The sequence below is a fragment of the Burkholderia sp. Bp9004 genome, from assembly GCF_003858025.1.
GTDB classification, from domain to species: Bacteria; Pseudomonadota; Gammaproteobacteria; order Burkholderiales; family Burkholderiaceae; genus Burkholderia; species Burkholderia diffusa.
This window is the reverse complement of sequence record NZ_QTQD01000023.1, coordinates 80,122-96,370: the sequence shown is the minus strand read 5'-3', so window position 1 is coordinate 96,370 and position 16,249 is coordinate 80,122. Positions and strand designations below refer to the sequence as shown.

Annotated in this window: 15 protein-coding genes and 1 tRNA gene; 6 read left to right on the top strand and 10 right to left on the bottom strand. The window is 65.9% G+C overall.

Annotated elements, in window-relative coordinates:
• Nucleotides 1–117: 117 nt before the first annotated feature.
• Nucleotides 118–624, top strand: a complete 507-nt coding sequence (locus tag DIE08_RS23540; protein ID WP_124624707.1) for a peroxiredoxin — start codon at nucleotides 118–120, stop codon at nucleotides 622–624.
• 240 nt (nucleotides 625–864) lie between these two features.
• Nucleotides 865–1,782: a UDP-3-O-acyl-N-acetylglucosamine deacetylase gene (lpxC, locus tag DIE08_RS23535; protein WP_059506998.1), complete on the top strand. Its 918-nt coding sequence runs from the start codon at nucleotides 865–867 to the stop codon at nucleotides 1,780–1,782.
• An 82-nt stretch (nucleotides 1,783–1,864) separates the two neighbouring features.
• Here lpxC and DIE08_RS23530 read toward each other — a convergent pair whose 3' ends face one another.
• Nucleotides 1,865–2,344, bottom strand: coding sequence for a DUF721 domain-containing protein (locus tag DIE08_RS23530; protein ID WP_059535175.1), 480 nt, complete (start codon nucleotides 2,342–2,344; stop codon nucleotides 1,865–1,867).
• A 267-nt stretch (nucleotides 2,345–2,611) separates the two neighbouring features.
• On the opposite strand from DIE08_RS23530, the gene secA reads away from it, so the two are divergent.
• From secA to DIE08_RS23505, 4 genes are all read left to right on the top strand, one after another.
• Nucleotides 2,612–5,410: a preprotein translocase subunit SecA gene (gene secA / locus DIE08_RS23525; protein ID WP_059608171.1), complete on the top strand. Its 2,799-nt coding sequence runs from the start codon at nucleotides 2,612–2,614 to the stop codon at nucleotides 5,408–5,410.
• Between the two features lie 142 nt (nucleotides 5,411–5,552).
• A complete protein-coding gene (argJ, locus tag DIE08_RS23515; RefSeq protein ID WP_059608172.1) occupies nucleotides 5,553–6,794 on the top strand; it encodes a bifunctional glutamate N-acetyltransferase/amino-acid acetyltransferase ArgJ in 1,242 nt (413 codons plus the stop codon).
• Nucleotides 6,795–6,813: 19 nt separating this feature from the next.
• Nucleotides 6,814–7,683: an ATP-binding protein gene (locus DIE08_RS23510; RefSeq protein ID WP_124903820.1), complete on the top strand. Its 870-nt coding sequence runs from the start codon at nucleotides 6,814–6,816 to the stop codon at nucleotides 7,681–7,683.
• Complete coding sequence (locus DIE08_RS23505) at nucleotides 7,680–8,123, top strand: NUDIX domain-containing protein (protein ID WP_059608174.1); 444 nt, start codon at nucleotides 7,680–7,682, stop codon at nucleotides 8,121–8,123. Before DIE08_RS23510 ends, DIE08_RS23505 begins: the two co-directional genes overlap by 4 nt.
• A 62-nt stretch (nucleotides 8,124–8,185) precedes the next feature.
• Here DIE08_RS23505 and DIE08_RS23500 read toward each other — a convergent pair whose 3' ends face one another.
• The 9 genes from DIE08_RS23500 to DIE08_RS23460 form a co-directional block, all read right to left on the bottom strand.
• A complete protein-coding gene (locus DIE08_RS23500) occupies nucleotides 8,186–8,386 on the bottom strand; it encodes a DNA gyrase inhibitor YacG (protein ID WP_059506884.1) in 201 nt (66 codons plus the stop codon).
• Nucleotides 8,387–8,414: 28 nt separating this feature from the next.
• On the bottom strand, nucleotides 8,415–9,170 hold the full coding sequence (gene zapD, locus DIE08_RS23495) for a cell division protein ZapD (protein ID WP_059608176.1): 756 nt from the start codon (nucleotides 9,168–9,170) through the stop codon (nucleotides 8,415–8,417).
• A gap of 109 nt (nucleotides 9,171–9,279) precedes the next feature.
• Nucleotides 9,280–9,888, bottom strand: a complete 609-nt coding sequence (coaE, locus tag DIE08_RS23490; RefSeq protein WP_124624721.1) for a dephospho-CoA kinase — start codon at nucleotides 9,886–9,888, stop codon at nucleotides 9,280–9,282.
• A gap of 84 nt (nucleotides 9,889–9,972) precedes the next feature.
• Nucleotides 9,973–10,884, bottom strand: coding sequence for an A24 family peptidase (locus tag DIE08_RS23485; RefSeq protein WP_124903818.1), 912 nt, complete (start codon nucleotides 10,882–10,884; stop codon nucleotides 9,973–9,975).
• Nucleotides 10,885–10,929: 45 nt separating this feature from the next.
• Nucleotides 10,930–12,135 carry a type II secretion system F family protein gene (locus DIE08_RS23480; RefSeq protein WP_124903816.1) on the bottom strand — a complete coding sequence of 402 codons (1,206 nt, stop codon included), beginning with the start codon at nucleotides 12,133–12,135 and terminating at the stop codon, nucleotides 10,930–10,932.
• Nucleotides 12,136–12,140: 5 nt separating this feature from the next.
• Complete coding sequence (locus DIE08_RS23475) at nucleotides 12,141–13,418, bottom strand: GspE/PulE family protein (RefSeq protein WP_124903814.1); 1,278 nt, start codon at nucleotides 13,416–13,418, stop codon at nucleotides 12,141–12,143.
• Between the two features lie 82 nt (nucleotides 13,419–13,500).
• Nucleotides 13,501–14,787 (bottom strand): HlyC/CorC family transporter, encoded by a 1,287-nt coding sequence (locus DIE08_RS23470; RefSeq protein WP_124903812.1) that lies wholly within the window; start codon nucleotides 14,785–14,787, stop codon nucleotides 13,501–13,503.
• Nucleotides 14,788–14,935: 148 nt separating this feature from the next.
• Nucleotides 14,936–15,012 (bottom strand) — tRNA-Pro (locus tag DIE08_RS23465).
• A gap of 150 nt (nucleotides 15,013–15,162) precedes the next feature.
• Nucleotides 15,163–16,158 (bottom strand): polyprenyl synthetase family protein, encoded by a 996-nt coding sequence (locus DIE08_RS23460; RefSeq protein ID WP_124903810.1) that lies wholly within the window; start codon nucleotides 16,156–16,158, stop codon nucleotides 15,163–15,165.
• Between the last annotated feature and the right edge of the window lie 91 nt (nucleotides 16,159–16,249).

The following is a 16,249-nucleotide window of genomic DNA, read 5'->3' as shown; positions in this document are numbered from 1 at the left end:
AGGCCGCGTCGGATGCGACGCCGGGCCGGGAAACGTGCCCTCTTCGCATGAGCGGAGCGGGATGGGACGTGCTGTCCGCAATACGCCGAAAAACCGTATCGCTATGAGGGACCAGCCATGATTCAAGTGGGCGACGCGCTGCCCGACGCGCAACTGTTCGAATTCATCGACGACGCGCGCGAAGGCTGCACGCTGGGGCCGAATGCCTTCAGCGTGCGCGATCAGGTTGCGGGAAAGCGGGTGGTGATCTTCGGATTGCCGGGCGCGTTCACGCCGACCTGTTCGGCGCAGCATGTGCCGGGCTATGTCGAGCACGCCGAGCAACTGCGCTCGGCCGGCATCGACGAGCTCTGGTGCGTGTCCGTCAACGACGCATTCGTGATGGGCGCATGGGGACGTGATCTGCACACCGCGGGCAAGGTGCGCATGATGGCGGACGGCAGCGCTGCTTTCACTCATGCGCTGGGGCTGACGCAGGATTTGTCCGCGCGTGGCATGGGAATCCGTTCCCTGCGCTATGCGATGGTGGTCGACGACGGTGTGGTCAAGACGCTGGCCGTCGAAGCGCCGGGCAAGTTCGAAGTGAGCGATGCGGCGAGCGTGCTCGCGACGTTGATGTCCTGATCGTGCGGTGCGCCGTTGCCTGCGGGCAACGCTGCGCACCGGCCTCAGGGCAGTTGTAACACGGGCCGATGACCGGAAACGCCTCCGTTCCGGGCATCGGCCCGTCCCGTATCGGCGCGGGTAAACAGTCGAAACAGATTGATACGCAGTTTCAAACAGCGTTGAATAGGGAATTACGCTATAATCCCACCTATCGAATATAACTCCTGATTGATAATCTCAATCAAGATGAAGAACATCATGCTGAAGCAGCGCACCATCAAATCGATCGTGAAGACCGTGGGCATCGGTCTCCACTCGGGCCGCAAGGTCGAACTGACGCTTCGCCCGGCCGCGCCGGGCACGGGGATCGTTTTCTCGCGCGTCGACCTGCCCACGCCTGTCGACATCCCGGCATCCGCGATGTCGATCGGCGACACGCGGCTCGCGTCGGTGCTGCAGAAGGATGGTGCGCGCGTGTCGACCGTCGAGCACCTGATGTCGGCGTGTGCCGGCCTCGGCATCGACAACCTCTATGTCGACGTGACGGCAGAGGAAATCCCGATCATGGACGGCAGCGCCGCGTCCTTCGTGTTTCTGATCCAGTCCGCGGGCATCGAGGAGCAGAACGCGCCGAAGCGCTTCATCAAGGTGAAGAAGCCGGTCGAAATCCGTGACGGCGACAAGTTCGCGCGTCTCGATCCGTATTTCGGGTTCAAGCTGAAGTTCACGATCGACTTCCGTCACCCGGCCGTCGACAAGACCGGCCAGGAACTCGAGGTCGACTTCGCGAACACGTCGTACGTACGCGAGATCGCGCGTGCGCGCACGTTCGGTTTTGCCCATGAAGTCGAAATGATGCGCGAGCTGGGTCTCGCACGCGGCGGCAGCATGGACAACGCGATCGTGCTCGACGAATACCGGATCCTGAACAACGACGGGCTGCGCTACGACGACGAGTTCGTGAAGCACAAGATGCTCGACGCGATCGGCGACCTGTACGTGGTCGGCCATCCGCTGCTGGCGTCGTACACCGCATACAAGTCGGGTCACGGGCTGAACAACGCGCTGCTGCGCGAACTGCTCGCGCACGAGGACGCATACGAGATCGTCACGTTCGACGATCCTCAAGCCGCGCCGAGCGGCTTCGCGTTCGACACGCAGACGGCCTTCGCCTGATCGGCGTTCGGCACCCGCGATAAAAAAAGCGACCTTCGGGTCGCTTTTTCGTTGGGCGGCCGCCTGCGCGGTCGGCGCGGGTTCAGCGCGAAGACTTCGCACCGTGGCGCGCGGCCATCCGCGCGAGTGCAGCCTGCAGCGGCGACGGCTCGAGGTGATCGGCGAGGTCGCGCAACGCGGTGGCGCCGACGGTCGTCATACGCGCCTGCTTCACGTGCGGTGGTTCCGGCGCGTCCTTCGGACGCACGCGCACGCGCAGCGCCGAGACCGGCCAGCCGCGCTTCTGGAGATCGGCGAGCAGGCGCGGCTCGACCTGCCGCAGCCGGGCGGCGAGCGCATTGTGCGCGGCAAAGAGGGTCAGGGTGCCGTCCTTGATGGAGCCCGGTTCGACGTGATTCGCAAGATAGTCGGGCAGGAGCGCGGCGAGGTCGCGCTGCAGCGACGCGACTTGTTCGACGCCGGCGCGCAGCGCCGCGAACGCGTCGGTGCGGTTGAGCACTTCGGACACGGGTTGCGGGCGATACGCGGCGAGCGGGCCGAAACGCTTGGAAAATCGGTTCATCGAGGCATTCTTCGGGCGCGCACGGGCGCGGACGTTGACGCCGATTGTACCCGCGCCGGCTCGCGCACGGGCGGCTTTCGGGCCACGTGGCCGGTGGCCCGCGCGGGTTTGGCGTGCGGCGTGAGTCCAGCCGGGACACCGGCGCATGCTTCCTCGCGTGCTAAAATTCCTCGTTTGATTCCACTAATTCGCTAAGCCGCCGAGGCTCGGGCGTCGGGGCGCGCAACGCGCGCCGGGCGCCGGTGCTGCGACGCAGGATCCGATCCGATGACAACCGGTTTTCTCCAGAAAATTTTTGGCAGCCGCAACCAACGGCTCGTCAAGCAATACCAAAAGACCGTCGCGACGATCAATGCGCTCGAAACGCAGATCGAGAAGCTGACGGACGACCAGTTGCGCGGCAAGACGGATGAGTTCCGCCAGCGGATCGCGGGCGGCGAGTCGCTCGACAAGCTGCTGCCCGAGGCGTTCGCGGTCTGCCGGGAGGCGAGCCGCCGCGTGCTGAAGATGCGCCACTTCGACGTGCAGATGATCGGCGGCATGGTGCTCCACTACGGCAAGATCGCGGAAATGCGCACCGGCGAGGGCAAGACGCTCGTCGCGACGCTGCCCGTCTACCTGAATGCGCTTGCCGGCCGTGGCGTGCACGTCGTGACGGTCAACGACTACCTCGCGCAGCGCGACGCCGAATGGATGGCGCGCCTCTACAACTTCCTTGGTCTGTCGGTCGGCATCAACCTGTCCGGCATGGAACACGACCAGAAGCAGCAGGCCTACGCGGCGGACATCACCTACGGCACGAACAACGAGTTCGGCTTCGACTACTTGCGCGACAACATGGTCTACGAGACCGACGCGCGCGTGCAGCGGGCACTGAACTTCGCGGTCGTCGACGAAGTGGACTCGATCCTGATCGACGAGGCGCGTACGCCGCTGATCATCTCGGGCCAGGCGGAAGATCACACCGAACTGTACGTCCGGATGAACGCGCTGCCGCCGCTGCTCGAGCGGCAGATCGGCGAGGAGAAGGCCGACGGCACGGGCGTCGAGAAACCGGGCGACTACACGCTCGACGAGAAGGCGCGCCAGGTGTTCCTGACGGAGTCGGGCCACGAGAAGGCCGAGCGGCTGCTCGCCGAGTGGGGCCTGATCGGCGAGGGCGAGAGCCTGTACGCGCCGCAGAACATCACGCTGATGCACCACGTGTACGCGGCGCTGCGCGCGCACACGCTGTTCCACAAGGACCAGCACTACGTCGTGCAGAACGGCGAAGTGGTGATCGTCGACGAATTCACGGGCCGCCTGATGGCGGGTCGCCGCTGGTCCGACGGCCTGCACCAGGCGGTCGAGGCGAAGGAACACGTGAAGATCCAGAGCGAGAACCAGACGCTCGCCTCGATCACGTTCCAGAACTACTTCCGCATGTACGCGAAGCTCGCGGGCATGACCGGTACGGCCGACACCGAAGCGTACGAATTCAACGAGATCTACGGCCTCGAGACGGTCGTGATCCCGACCAACCGCCCGCCGAAGCGGATCGACAAGCAGGACCAGATCTACAAGACGGCCAAGGAGCGTTACGACGCGGTGATCCGCGACATTCGCGACTGCTACGAGCGCGGCCAGCCGGTGCTGGTCGGCACGACGTCGATCGAGAACTCGGAACTGCTGTCGCACCTGCTGAAGCAGGCCGGCCTGCCGCACGAGGTGCTGAACGCGAAGCAGCACGAGCGTGAAGCCGCGATCGTCGCGGAAGCCGGCCGTCCGAACCGCATCACGATCGCGACCAACATGGCGGGCCGCGGTACCGACATCGTGCTCGGCGGCAACGCCGAGAAGCAGGCCGCGTTCATCGACGCCGACGACGCGATCCCGGCCGACGAAAAAGCGCGCCGCATCAAGCAGCTGCACGACGAGTGGGAAACGCTGCACGAGCAGGTGAAGGCCGCGGGCGGCCTGCACATCATCGGCACCGAGCGCCACGAATCGCGCCGGATCGACAACCAGCTGCGCGGCCGTGCGGGCCGCCAGGGCGACCCGGGCTCGTCGCGCTTCTACCTGTCGCTCGACGATCCGCTGCTGCGCATCTTCGCGGGCGACCGCGTGCGCTCGATCATGGACCGACTGAAGATGCCGGAAGGCGAGGCGATCGAGGCCGGCATCGTTACGCGTTCGATCGAATCCGCGCAGCGCAAGGTCGAAGCGCGCAACTTCGACATCCGCAAGCAGCTGCTCGAATACGACGACGTGTCGAACGACCAGCGCAAGGTGATCTACCAGCAGCGCAATGAACTGCTCGAAGCCCACGACATCACCGAGACGATCTCGGCGATGCGTCATGGCGTGATCGCCGAAGTTGTCCACCAGTTCGTGCCGCAAGGCAGCATCGAGGAACAGTGGGACGTGCCCGAGCTCGAGGAAGCGCTGCGCAACGACTGGCAGCTCGACCTCGCGATCCAGGAAATGGTGAACGAGTCGTCGTCGATCACCGCCGAGGAGATTCTCGAAGCGGTGACGACCGCCGCCGACGAGCAGTACGAGGCGAAGGTCGCGATGGTCGGCCGCGAATCGTTCAGCGCGTTCGAGCGCTCGGTGATGCTGCAGACGGTCGATCGCCTGTGGCGCGAGCACCTCGCGGCGCTCGACCACCTGCGCCAGGGCATCCACCTGCGCGGCTATGCGCAGAAGAACCCGAAGCAGGAATACAAGCGCGAGGCGTTCGAACTGTTCGCCGCGATGCTCGAGGCGATCAAGCAGGAAGTCACGCGCATCGTGATGAACGTGCAGATCCAGTCGCCGGAGCAGCTCGAGGAAGCCGCCGAGCAGATCGAGGAGCGCGGCGGTCAGCTCGAGAACGTCGAGTATCAGCATGCCGACTACGCGGAATCCGGTGCCCCGGTCGCGAACGTCGCGGCCGCCACCGCGGCGACCGCGACGGCCGACATGGTCGGCAGCGCGATGACCCACAGCGGCCCCGGCGGCGAGATGCCGAAGGTCGGCCGCAATGACCCGTGCCCGTGCGGCAGCGGCAAGAAGTACAAGCAATGTCACGGGAAGCTGTCATGATCGACGGCGGCGCGCATCCGCGTGCCGCTTCGTTTGCAGCTTCGAGTCAGTGATGTGAGTTGCGGCGGCCCGCGTGCGGCCCGCCGGTTCTTCCAATCGATGCCGGCGGATGCCGGCATTTTCCATCCGGCAGGTGTGCCCCATGGCTGTCAATTTTCCGTCGATCGATCCCGCCCAACTCCATCCCGTCGCCGGCGTCACGCTCGGCTGGGCGGAAGCGAACATCCGCAAGCCGAATCGCAAGGACGTGCTGGTCATTTCCGTCGACGAAGGGGCGACGGTCGCCGGCGTATTCACTGAGAACCGCTTCTGCGCCGCGCCGGTGACGGTGTGTCGCGAGCACCTGGCAACGGTGCGTGCCGGCGGCGCGGGCATCCGCGCGCTCGTCGTGAACACGGGCAATGCGAATGCGGGCACCGGCGAGCCGGGCCTCGTGAACACGCGCGAGACCTGCTCGGAACTCGCGCGCCTCGCGGGCATCGACGCCGCGCAGGTGTTGCCGTTCTCGACCGGCGTGATCCTCGAGCCGCTGCCGATCGACCGCCTGAAGGCCGGGCTGCCGGCCGCGCTCGCAAACCGCAAGGCCGCGAACTGGTATGACGCCGCGCAGGCGATCATGACGACCGACACGCTGCCGAAGGCCACGTCTCGCCAGGTGACGATCGACGGCCACACGGTCACGCTGACAGGCATCAGCAAGGGTGCGGGCATGATCAAGCCGAACATGGCGACGATGCTCGGCTTCCTCGCGTTCGATGCGACCGTGGCGCAGCCGGTCCTCGACACGCTCGTGAAGGAAGTGGCCGACCGCTCGTTCAACTGCATCACGATCGACGGCGACACGTCGACGAACGACTCGTTCATCCTGATCGCGTCCGGCAAGAGCACGCTGCCCGCGATCACGTCGACCGATTCACCGGCCTATGCAGCGCTGCGCGATGCGGTCACGCAGGTCGCTCAGGTGCTGTCGCAGCTGATCGTGCGCGATGGCGAAGGCGCGACGAAATTCATGACGGTGCAGGTCGAAGGCGGCAAGAGCGTCGCCGAGTGCCGCCAGATCGCTTATGCGATCGGGCACTCGCCGCTCGTGAAGACGGCCTTCTACGCATCCGACCCCAACCTGGGCCGGATCCTCGCGGCGATCGGCTACGCGGGCGTCACGGATCTCGACGTCGGCAAGATCGATCTCTATCTCGACGACGTGCTCGTCGCGAAGGCTGGTGGCCGCAACCCGGCTTACCAGGAGGAGGACGGCCAGCGCGTGATGAAGCAGAGCGAAATCACGATCCGCGTGCTGCTCGGCCGCGGTGACGCGCAGGCAACGATCTGGACGTGCGATCTTTCGCACGATTACGTGAGCATCAACGCGGATTATCGCTCCTGATCGGGAGCGCTCGAACGACATGGACAAGCTCGAACAGTTTCTGACGCGCGCGGAAGCGCTGCTCGGCCGCCTCGAGGGGATGCTGCCGCCCGCGCCGGCGGCCATCGACTGGAACGCCGCCACCGCGTTCCGCTGGCGCAAGCGCCAGGGGCGCGGCTATTTGCAGCCGGTGCCGGCAGCGTCGTCGATCACGCTGGGCGACCTGCACAACATCGATCGACAGAAAGGGCTGATCGAGCAGAACACGCGACAGTTCGTCCAGCGCAAGCCGGCGAACAACGTGCTGTTGACAGGTGCGCGCGGCACTGGCAAGTCGTCCCTGATCAAGGCCTGCCTGAACGCGTATGCGAAGGACGGGCTGCGCCTGATCGAAGTCGACAAGGACGACCTGCACGATCTCGGCGACATCGTGGATCTGATCTCTGAGCGTCCGGAGCGTTTCATCGTGTTCTGCGACGACCTGTCGTTCGAGGAGGGCGAATCGGGCTACAAGGCGCTGAAGGTCGCACTCGACGGCTCGATCGCCGCGCAGTCCGACAACGTGCTGATCTACGCGACGTCGAACCGCCGCCATCTGCTGCCCGAGTACATGAGCGACAACGAGTCGTACAAGCATCTGCCGGACGGCGAGATCCACCCCGGTGAAGTCGTCGAGGAAAAGATCTCGCTGTCGGAGCGCTTCGGCCTGTGGGTCAGCTTCTACCCGTTCAAGCAGGACGACTACCTCGACATCGTCGCGCACTGGCTGCGCCATTTCGGCTGCGCGGACGCGGAGATCGAGACGGCGCGCGGCGACGCGCTCGTCTGGGCGCTCGAGCGCGGTTCGCGTTCGGGGCGCGTCGCATGGCAGTTCGCGCGCGACTGGTCGGGTCGCAAGGAGCAGGCATGAGTACGGATTTCGCAGCGGGCAGCGTGCGCGCGCCCGATGGACGCAAGGTGACAGAGGTCGCGGTCGGCGTGATGGTGCAGGCGGACGGTCGTTACCTGCTCGCGCAGCGGCTGCAGGGCAAGCCGTACGAGGGCTACTGGGAGTTTCCCGGCGGCAAGCTGGAGGCCGGGGAGAGCGTGGAGGACGCGCTGGCGCGCGAATTGCACGAGGAACTCGGCATCGAAGTCACAGCCAGCCACCGCTGGCATACGCTCGAGCACGATTATCCGCACGCGTACGTGCGGCTCTATTTCTGCAAGGTGACGGGCTGGACGGGCGAGCCGCACAGCAAGGAGGGGCAGGCGTTCGTGTGGCAGCAACTGCCGGTCGAGGTCGCGCCGCTGTTGCCGGCGGCGCTGCCGGTGCTGGAGCTGCTCGAGAAGGAGGCGGCGTCGCAATGACGCCGTGGCGGCTCGCCTGAAAGGCGGGCCATATCCGCAGGGCGTGCGGTGTCGCGCGCCGCTCAGCTGTCGCGGCGGCCGTCGGTGCCGTCTTCCTCCGACGACGGACCCTCGTCGGAGGCCCCGCCGATCCGGTACTTTTCTGCGGCCCATGCGCCGAGGTCGAGTTGCTTGCAGCGGGCCGAACAGAAGGGACGGAACTTGTTTTCAGGCGTCCAGCGCACTTCTGCGCCGCACGAAGGACATTTCACAACGGTAGTCATACGAAAGCGTCGAACCGGCACGCGGCCGTTACAGATTGCACAGTGTCAGATGGAACGGCACGTCGATGTCCACCGCGCGCGGCCGCACGTCGCCGTCCTGCATGGTGAACCGTACCCACAGCATGTATTTGTTGGCGCTCGCTTCGGGAATCACGCGCAGCTCCGGAGGTACGCGGACCTGCATCAGCTGGTAGGAGCGCCCCGACAGCATCTGCTGGTAGCTGCCCTGCATCGCCATCACTTTCGAAGCCTGCCCCGATTCACGTGCGAGCCGCAGCACGATCGCAGCGGCATCGCGCAGCGGCAGCAGCGGCAGGATCCATTTCGCGATGTCCTGGCGCCGCTGTTCCGCGGGCCATTGCTGCCACGCATAGTACGACGGCAGGTCGAACTTGCACGTGCCGCCGGGAATCACCGCGCGGCTGCGGATGCTGGCGAGCCACTCGTTGTCGACCAGATGCTGCCCGGTCTTGCCCTGCATCTGCGCAAGATTGGCGAGCGTCTGCTCGATTTCACCGAGCACGGCCTCGAGCGCATTCTGTTCGATGCCCGGATTGCCGCGAAAGGGGGCGAGCGTCTGGCGTTGACGTTCGAGCTCCTTCATCAGATCCGATTTCAGGTCCGCGCGGCCTGTGACCTCAGCGATTTCGAACAGCGTCGTCAGCGCGACGTGATGTTCACGCGGGTCCTCCTGAGCCAAAAAGAACGCGAAGCGCTCGAACAGGTCTTCGAGGCGCAATAGCGTGCGAATTCGCTCGTTGAACGGATACTCGTAAAGAATCAAGCGCGCTCGCCTCTAGGGTAGGGATTGAAACAATGCAGGACATTCTAATGCTCACTGTCTACCCTAGCAACGCACCAATTTCGTACACCATCACGATCGCGCGCGGCGGTCAGTGTGCGGCAGCCGCGAATGCAAGATAGCGTTGGTGCAGTGCATCGACCTGTGCGGCGAGAGCAGCGGGTGTCGTCGCGTCGTTGACGATCACGTCGTCGGCCGCGGCGAGACGCGCTTCGCGCGTCGCTTGTCTTGCGATGATCGCTTCGACTTGTTCGCGCGTGAAATCATTGCGCCGCATCACACGTGCGATCTGCGTTTCGACCGGACAGTCGACGACCAGCACGCGATCGCTGCGCGCCTTCCAGTTACCTGACTCCACGAGCAGCGGCACGACGAAGATCACGTATGGGCCCTGCGCTTCGCGGGCCTCGCGCTCGGTCTCGGCGCGGATCAGCGGATGCGTGATAGCTTCGAGGCGCCGACGTGCGTCGTCGTCGCTGAAAATGAGTGCGCGCATCTTCGCGCGGTCGAGCGAGCCGTCGGCTGCGACGAAATCCGGTCCGAATGCCTGTTCGATCGCTGGCATCGCGAGGCCGGCCGGTGCGGTGATGCGGTGCGCGATCAGGTCGGTATCGACGAGCGATGCACCGCGTGCGGCGAACATGTCGGCGACGGTCGTCTTGCCGCTGCCGATGCCGCCGGTGAGTCCTATTGAAAACATGTGAGCCTCCGCCGGGCCGTCGCGAGGCAGCGAAGCGCCTCCCCGCGACGCAGCGAACATGGCGGCCGCAGGCGGTGCGTCATGTCAGCCGCCGAGTGCCGAGTAGAAAGGGGTGCCGAAAAACAGCGTCGCGACGCCGCCTGCCGCGAGAAACGGGCCGAACGGAATCGGCTCCTCGAAGCGCATGCGTCCGCGCCAGGTCGCGACGAGCCCGACGAGCGCGCCCGTCACCGCGGCGAACAGCACGACCTGCGGCAGCGCGGCCCAGCCCATCCATGCGCCGAGCGCGGCGAGCAGCTTGAGGTCGCCGAAGCCGATGCCCTCGATGCCGCGCAACCATTTGAACATCCAGTAGACCGACCACAGGAACAGGTAGCCGGCCATCGCGCCGACCACGGCCGAACGCAGCGACGTGAACGTGCCGCCGAGGTTCAGTGCGAGCCCGGCCCACAGCAACGGCAGCGTCATCGAATCGGGCAGGTACCCGGTCTGGATATCGATCGCGCTCATTGCCAGCAGTGCCGCGCACAGTCCGAACGCGGCGAGCGCGGCGACGGTGGGGCCGAACGCGGCGAGCGAACCGGCGGCGAGCAGCGCACCGGCGAGCTCGACGAGCGGATAGCGCATGCCGATCGCATGGCCGCACTGACGGCAGCGCCCGAGCAACAGCAAGTAGCTCACGAGCGGGATGTTCTCCCACGCACGCAGCACGTGACCGCAATGTGGACAGGCGCTGCGCGGGCGCCACAGATCGTAATGCTGCGGATAACCGTCGTCCGGCGGCGCGCTTGCGCTGCCGGTCGCTTCGGCGATCTCGGCCTGCCAGGCGCGCTGCATCATCACCGGGACCCGGTGCACGACGACGTTCACGAAGCTGCCGACGCACAGGCCGAGCACGACGGCGAACGCATACTGCACCGCATGCGGCAGCATCGCCAGCGCGAGCAACATGCTGTCGGGCGAGTCGAAAACGGTGATCAGGGGCGCGGGCGTCATGGGGCTCGGGTTCGGGCATGAAAGGCGACAGAATCGGTTGCGATGCTACACCACGTTGCCCAGCTGAAGGATGGGCAGATACATCGCGATCACGAGGCCGCCGACGAGTGCGCCCAGCACGATCACGATCAGCGGCTCGCCGAGCGCGGCGAGCGCATCGAGACGCGCGTCGAGCTGGCGCTCGCATAGCGCGGCGATATCGGTGAGCATCGTGTCGAGCGCGCCGGTTTCCTCGGCGACGGCGATCGGCTGCACGACGTCGTCCGGGAAGCATCCCATCGCGTGCATCGCATCGGCCAGACGCGCGCCGCGCAGCACGCGCGTCGCAATCTGTGCGGTGGCCTGTTCGAACACAGGATGGCCGGCGGTGCGCTCGAGCGTGGCGAACGCATCGGCGAGCGGGACGCCGGCACCGAGCAGCGTTGCAAGCGAGCGGCACCACCGCGCGGTCGCGAAGCGCGTGAGCGCGCTGCCGACGAACGGCAGATTCAGCAGATGCCGTGCCACCGTATAGCGCAGCGAAGGCGAGCGCCGCAGCGCGTGGCGCGCGGTGAATACTGCGACGGCTGCGCCGGCAACCAACGTGCCACCCCAGGCCGATGTCGCGGACGAGAGGGCGAGCAGGGCGCGGGTCGGTGCAGGCAGTGCCGCGCCGAAACCGTCGAAGATCTGTCGGAACGTCGGCACGACCCACACCATCAGCGCGGCCGAGATAGCGAGCGCGAACACGATGACGGCGACCGGGTACGCAAGTGCGGCACGCAGCTTGCGCCATTGCGCGTCGGCGCGTTCCCGGTGCTCCGCGACGCGGGTCAGTACGGTACCGAGCGCACCCGATGCCTCGCCCACCTCGATCAACTGGCGATACAGCATGCCGAACTGGGACGGATAGCGTGCGAGCGCGGCGGCGAAGCGTTGCCCGCCGACGATCTCGCGCGCGAGACCGGCGGCGATGCGCGGCAGCCCGTCGCGCGTGTGGGTGCGGGCGAGCATCTCGAGCGACGGTGCGAGTGGTAGTCCGGCTTGCAGCAGGCTCGCGAGCTGACGCGTGAAGCGCGTGACCTCCCTTGCGCCGGCCGCTGGTGGTCGGGCCGCGCCGCGGACGTCGAGCGACAGCACCGCGACGCCGTCGCGCGCGAGCGCTGCTCGTGCGGCGGCGGCATCGAAGGCGATGACGTTCCCGCGGCATGGCGTGCCGTCGCGACGACGGCCGCGCCACGCGAAGCAGGTTTCGTTTGGCGGTGCACGCATGGCGGTCACGCGTCAGGCGTCGCGGCCAGCGCTTCCGCGATGCTCGTCGTGCCGTCGCGGACGTGCGCAAGTGCCGCGTCGCGCAGGCTGCATACGCCCTCGGACGCCGCGCATTGCGCGAGCGTGCCGACGCTTGCGCGCGCGACGATGCGCTCCGCCATTGCCGGCGAAACCGGCATTGTCTGATGCAGGCCGATCCGGCCGCGATAACCGATGCCGTGACAGGCGGCACAGCCGCGCGCGACGAACGGACGCCATCCGGATTCCAGCGCTGCCGAATCGCAGCCTGCTTCGCGCAGCGCGCGTGCCGATGCGTCCGAACGCACGCGGCAGATGGTGCACAGGCGCCGAACGAGGCGTTGCGCGGTGACGAGGCGCAATGCGGCCGCCAGGTTGTACGGCGCGACGCCGATGTCGAGCAGTCGCGCGACGGCTGTCGGCGCGTCGTTCGTGTGCAGCGTCGACAGCACGAGGTGCCCGGTCTGCGCGGCCTTGATCGCGACGTCGGCCGTCTCCGCATCGCGAATCTCGCCGACCATGATGACATCCGGGTCCTGCCGCAGCAGCGCGCGCAGCGCAGTGGCGAAAGTGAGCCCGGCTTTTTCCGCCACGCCGACCTGGTTGATGCCGTCGAGCTGAATCTCGGCCGGATCCTCGACCGTGCACACGTTGTGGGCATCGCGGTCGAGCATCTGCAGCGCGCAGTAGAGCGACAGCGTCTTGCCGCTTCCGGTCGGCCCGGTGACGAGCACGAGGCCGTGTGGCGCGAGAATCGCGGCCTCCATCGCCGCCGCCTGCCGCGCGTCGAAGCCGAGGCGCGTAAGCGTGAGGTCGGGCGGTAATGTTTCGAGGCGACGCAACACGAGTTTCTCGCCGAACAGCGTGGGCAGCGAGCTGACCCGGTAGTCGCCTCGCATGCCGCCGTCGACCGCGATGCGCAGCCGGCCGTCCTGCGGAAGCCGGCGCTCGGCGATGTCCATGCGGGAGAGCACCTTGATCCGTGTGACGAGTGCGTCGCGCAGATGAGCAGGCGGCCGCGCGTGTTCGTGCAGGACGCCGTCGATGCGCAGGCGGATGCGCCAGCCTGCTTCGAACGGTTCGACGTGGACGTCGGACGCGTCGCGCACGCGGGCGGCGTGCAGCGTGTCGGTCAGCAGCCGCACGGCGGGCGAATCGTCGAGCTGCGCCGCATCGAGCGACCGGGGCGTTTCAGCGGGCGATGCGTCGATGGAGGCAGGCGGCCGCTGCGTGTGCAGCGGCGCCCCAGGAGGTGGGAAGTGCATGTGAGCCGGCGCTCGGCCGCCTGTTGATCGTGACCTGCAAATGGTCGCGTATCGCAAGCGGTGCTGACAGTCGGCCGTTCGGCTAGCGCGTGGCGCGTGCGCGCGTGCTGCGCGGCTTGAAGAGCTTGACGGTGCGAACGGCCTGGTCGTCGCTGCGCATGACCTCGAGCATCACGTCACGGATTTTCAGGCACACGTCGCCTTCGGGAATTTCCTCGAGGATTTCGAGGATTAGGCCGTTCAACGTTTTTGGTCCGTCGGTTGGCAGTTGCAGGTGCAGCCAGCGGTTCAGTTCGCGCAGCGGCATGCTGGCGGCGACGATGCATTCGCCGTTCGGGTTCCAGCCGCCAGCGCGTTCGCCGCGCGGCATCGACGTCGTGAATTCGCCGATCAGTTCCTCGATGATGTCCTCGGGCGTGACGAGCCCCTCGAGTTCGCCGTACTCGTTGACGACAAGCGCGGTTCGCTGGCGGCTTTCCTGGAAATACTGGAGCTGCTGGACGACCGGCGTGCCCGACGGCACGTAGTACGGCTCGGCGAGCAGCGTGCGCAACGTTTCGCGGTCGAAATCCTGGTTGTGCAGTGCCGTGAGTGTCTTCCGGACGTGCAGCACGCCGAGCACCTTGTCGATGTCGCCTTCGTAGACGACCAGGCGGTTGTGATAGCAGGTCTCGAGCTGATGCAGGATGTCGTCGAGCGGCGCGTGGAAGTTGAGCGATTCGATTTGCCGGCGCGGCACCATCACGTCGTCGACGGTGATGTTCTCGAGGTCGAACAGGTTGAGCAGGATGCTGCGGTGCTTGGTCGGCATGAAGCTGCTCGATTCGAGCACGATCGCGCGCAGCTCGTCGGCCGACATCCGCTGGTCGCGGCCCTTCTTCGTGTTGATGCGCAGCACCCAGAGCACGCCGTTCGCGAGCGCGTTGACGAACCACACGATCGGCTTGAACACGCGCATCAGCGGCGCGATCACGAGACTGGCGGGCAGCGCGATGCGCTCGGGGAAGGTCGCGCCGACGATCTTCGGCGCGATTTCCGCGAACACGATGATCAGGAACGCGACGATGCCGGTCGCGATCGACAGCGCGAGGTTGTTGCGGCCGAACGTGTGTAGCGCGAGCGAGGTCGTCAGAACCGGGATGATCGTGTTGAACAGATTATTGCCGATCAGGATCACGCTGAGCAGCAGGTCGGTGCGTGTGAGAAGACCCTGCGTGGTTTTCGCGCCGAGCACGCCCTGGCCGGCGAGATGCTTCAGCCGATGGCGGTTGAGCGCCATCATCGCGGTCTCTGAAATGGAAAAGAAGCTGGAGCAGAGGAGAAGCAGGAAGACGGCGCCGATTTGCGCCCATAAGGGAATTTGGTCCACGCGTCAGAAGGGCAGTGAAGGACAGGGATGGAGGGAATATAGCAGAGGCCGGCGGCCGGGATATATCGCACGCGGCATCGGGCTCGCGTGACCGGGCAAAAGGAAGGCAAAAAAAAACCGTGCACATGGTGCACGGTTTTCTCAAATCTGGTCGGGGTGAGAGGATTCGAACCTCCGGCCTCTACGTCCCGAACGTAGCGCTCTACCAGGCTAAGCTACACCCCGATTTTTTTGCTCTTCCGACTCTAGCGTCTTCGTGAAGATCGCTGCGTCGTCTCAAGCAAGAACGTAACTATAACGATGTTTTTTCTAAAAGGGAATACCTTGTTGAAGAAATTTTTCGAGACAAGGTATCGCGTCCCCTTCGCGGCGCGTTTACGACTGTCGCGACGTCGAGTACGAGCACAGCGCGAGCAGGCTTTCCTTGTAGATCGAATTCGGGAACGCGGCGATCGCGGCCGCAGCGGCCTGTGCTTCCTTGCGCGCGCATTCGAGCGTATGGTCGAGCGCGCCCGAGCGGGTGATTGCATCGAAAATCGTATCGAAGCGATCGGTGCCGCCTTGTTCGATCACCTCGCGCGCGAGCGCCGACTGTTCTGGCGTGCCGCGTTCGATCAGGTAGATGAGCGGGAGCGTCGGTTTGCCTTCACGCAGATCGTCGCCGGCATTCTTGCCCATCGCTTCGGCCGTGCCAGCGTAGTCGAGCCAGTCGTCCATGATCTGGAATGCGGTGCCGATCCGCCGGCCGTATTCGGCAGCGGCGGCTTCGGTCGGCGCATCGGCGCCGGCGAGCACTGCGCCCAGGCGGGCCGATGCCTCGAACAGCTTCGCTGTCTTGTAGCGGATCACCTGCATGTAGCGCGACTCGTCGACGTCCGCGTCGTGCATGTTCAGAAGCTGGAGCACTTCGCCTTCGGAGATGATCGTCGTCGCTTCCGACAGGATTTCCATCACGCGCATCTTGCCGACGCCGACCATCATCTCGAACGAGCGCGAATAGAGGTAGTCGCCGACCAGCACGCTCGCCGCATTGCCGAACAGCGCGTTGGCCGTCTGGCGGCCGCGCCGCAGTTCGGATTCGTCGACGACGTCGTCATGCAGCAGCGTGGCGGTGTGGATGAACTCGACGACGGCAGCCAGCACGTGCCGCTGGTGCGACGTCTCGCCGAGCGCACCGGCGACGAGCAACAGCAGGGCCGGACGCAGCCGCTTGCCGCCCGCGCCGATGATGTACTCGGCGATCTGGTTGATCAGCAGCACGTCGGACGCGAGGCTCTGCCGGATAACGCGATTCACCTGCTCCATGTCGCTGGCGATCGGGGCGAGCAGGTGGGCGGCGCTGAGGGTGGGGGAGGCGGTGGACGACGACATGATGATCGAAATGGGTGATGCCGCGGATTATAAGTCGAATCCACGATATCCCGGTCTGTCGGACGTGCCGGCACCGTGATTTTGGCCGTCC

What these genes read in the sequence shown, in the direction of transcription:
- DIE08_RS23530 (WP_059535175.1), bottom strand. Translation starts at nt 2,344, where the DNA reads ATGAACCGATTTTCCAAGCGTTTCGGCCCGCTCGCCGCGTATCGCCCG.
- DIE08_RS23475 (WP_124903814.1), bottom strand. Translation starts at nt 13,418, where the DNA reads ATGCACTTCCCACCTCCTGGGGCGCCGCTGCACACGCAGCGGCCGCCT.
- secA (WP_059608171.1), top strand. Translation starts at nt 2,612, where the DNA reads ATGACAACCGGTTTTCTCCAGAAAATTTTTGGCAGCCGCAACCAACGG.
- coaE (WP_124624721.1), bottom strand. Translation starts at nt 9,888, where the DNA reads ATGTTTTCAATAGGACTCACCGGCGGCATCGGCAGCGGCAAGACGACC.
- DIE08_RS23505 (WP_059608174.1), top strand. Translation starts at nt 7,680, where the DNA reads ATGAGTACGGATTTCGCAGCGGGCAGCGTGCGCGCGCCCGATGGACGC.
- argJ (WP_059608172.1), top strand. Translation starts at nt 5,553, where the DNA reads ATGGCTGTCAATTTTCCGTCGATCGATCCCGCCCAACTCCATCCCGTC.
- DIE08_RS23485 (WP_124903818.1), bottom strand. Translation starts at nt 10,884, where the DNA reads ATGACGCCCGCGCCCCTGATCACCGTTTTCGACTCGCCCGACAGCATG.
- DIE08_RS23500 (WP_059506884.1), bottom strand. Translation starts at nt 8,386, where the DNA reads ATGACTACCGTTGTGAAATGTCCTTCGTGCGGCGCAGAAGTGCGCTGG.
- DIE08_RS23510 (WP_124903820.1), top strand. Translation starts at nt 6,814, where the DNA reads ATGGACAAGCTCGAACAGTTTCTGACGCGCGCGGAAGCGCTGCTCGGC.
- DIE08_RS23540 (WP_124624707.1), top strand. Translation starts at nt 118, where the DNA reads ATGATTCAAGTGGGCGACGCGCTGCCCGACGCGCAACTGTTCGAATTC.
- lpxC (WP_059506998.1), top strand. Translation starts at nt 865, where the DNA reads ATGCTGAAGCAGCGCACCATCAAATCGATCGTGAAGACCGTGGGCATC.
- DIE08_RS23460 (WP_124903810.1), bottom strand. Translation starts at nt 16,158, where the DNA reads ATGTCGTCGTCCACCGCCTCCCCCACCCTCAGCGCCGCCCACCTGCTC.
- DIE08_RS23480 (WP_124903816.1), bottom strand. Translation starts at nt 12,135, where the DNA reads ATGCGTGCACCGCCAAACGAAACCTGCTTCGCGTGGCGCGGCCGTCGT.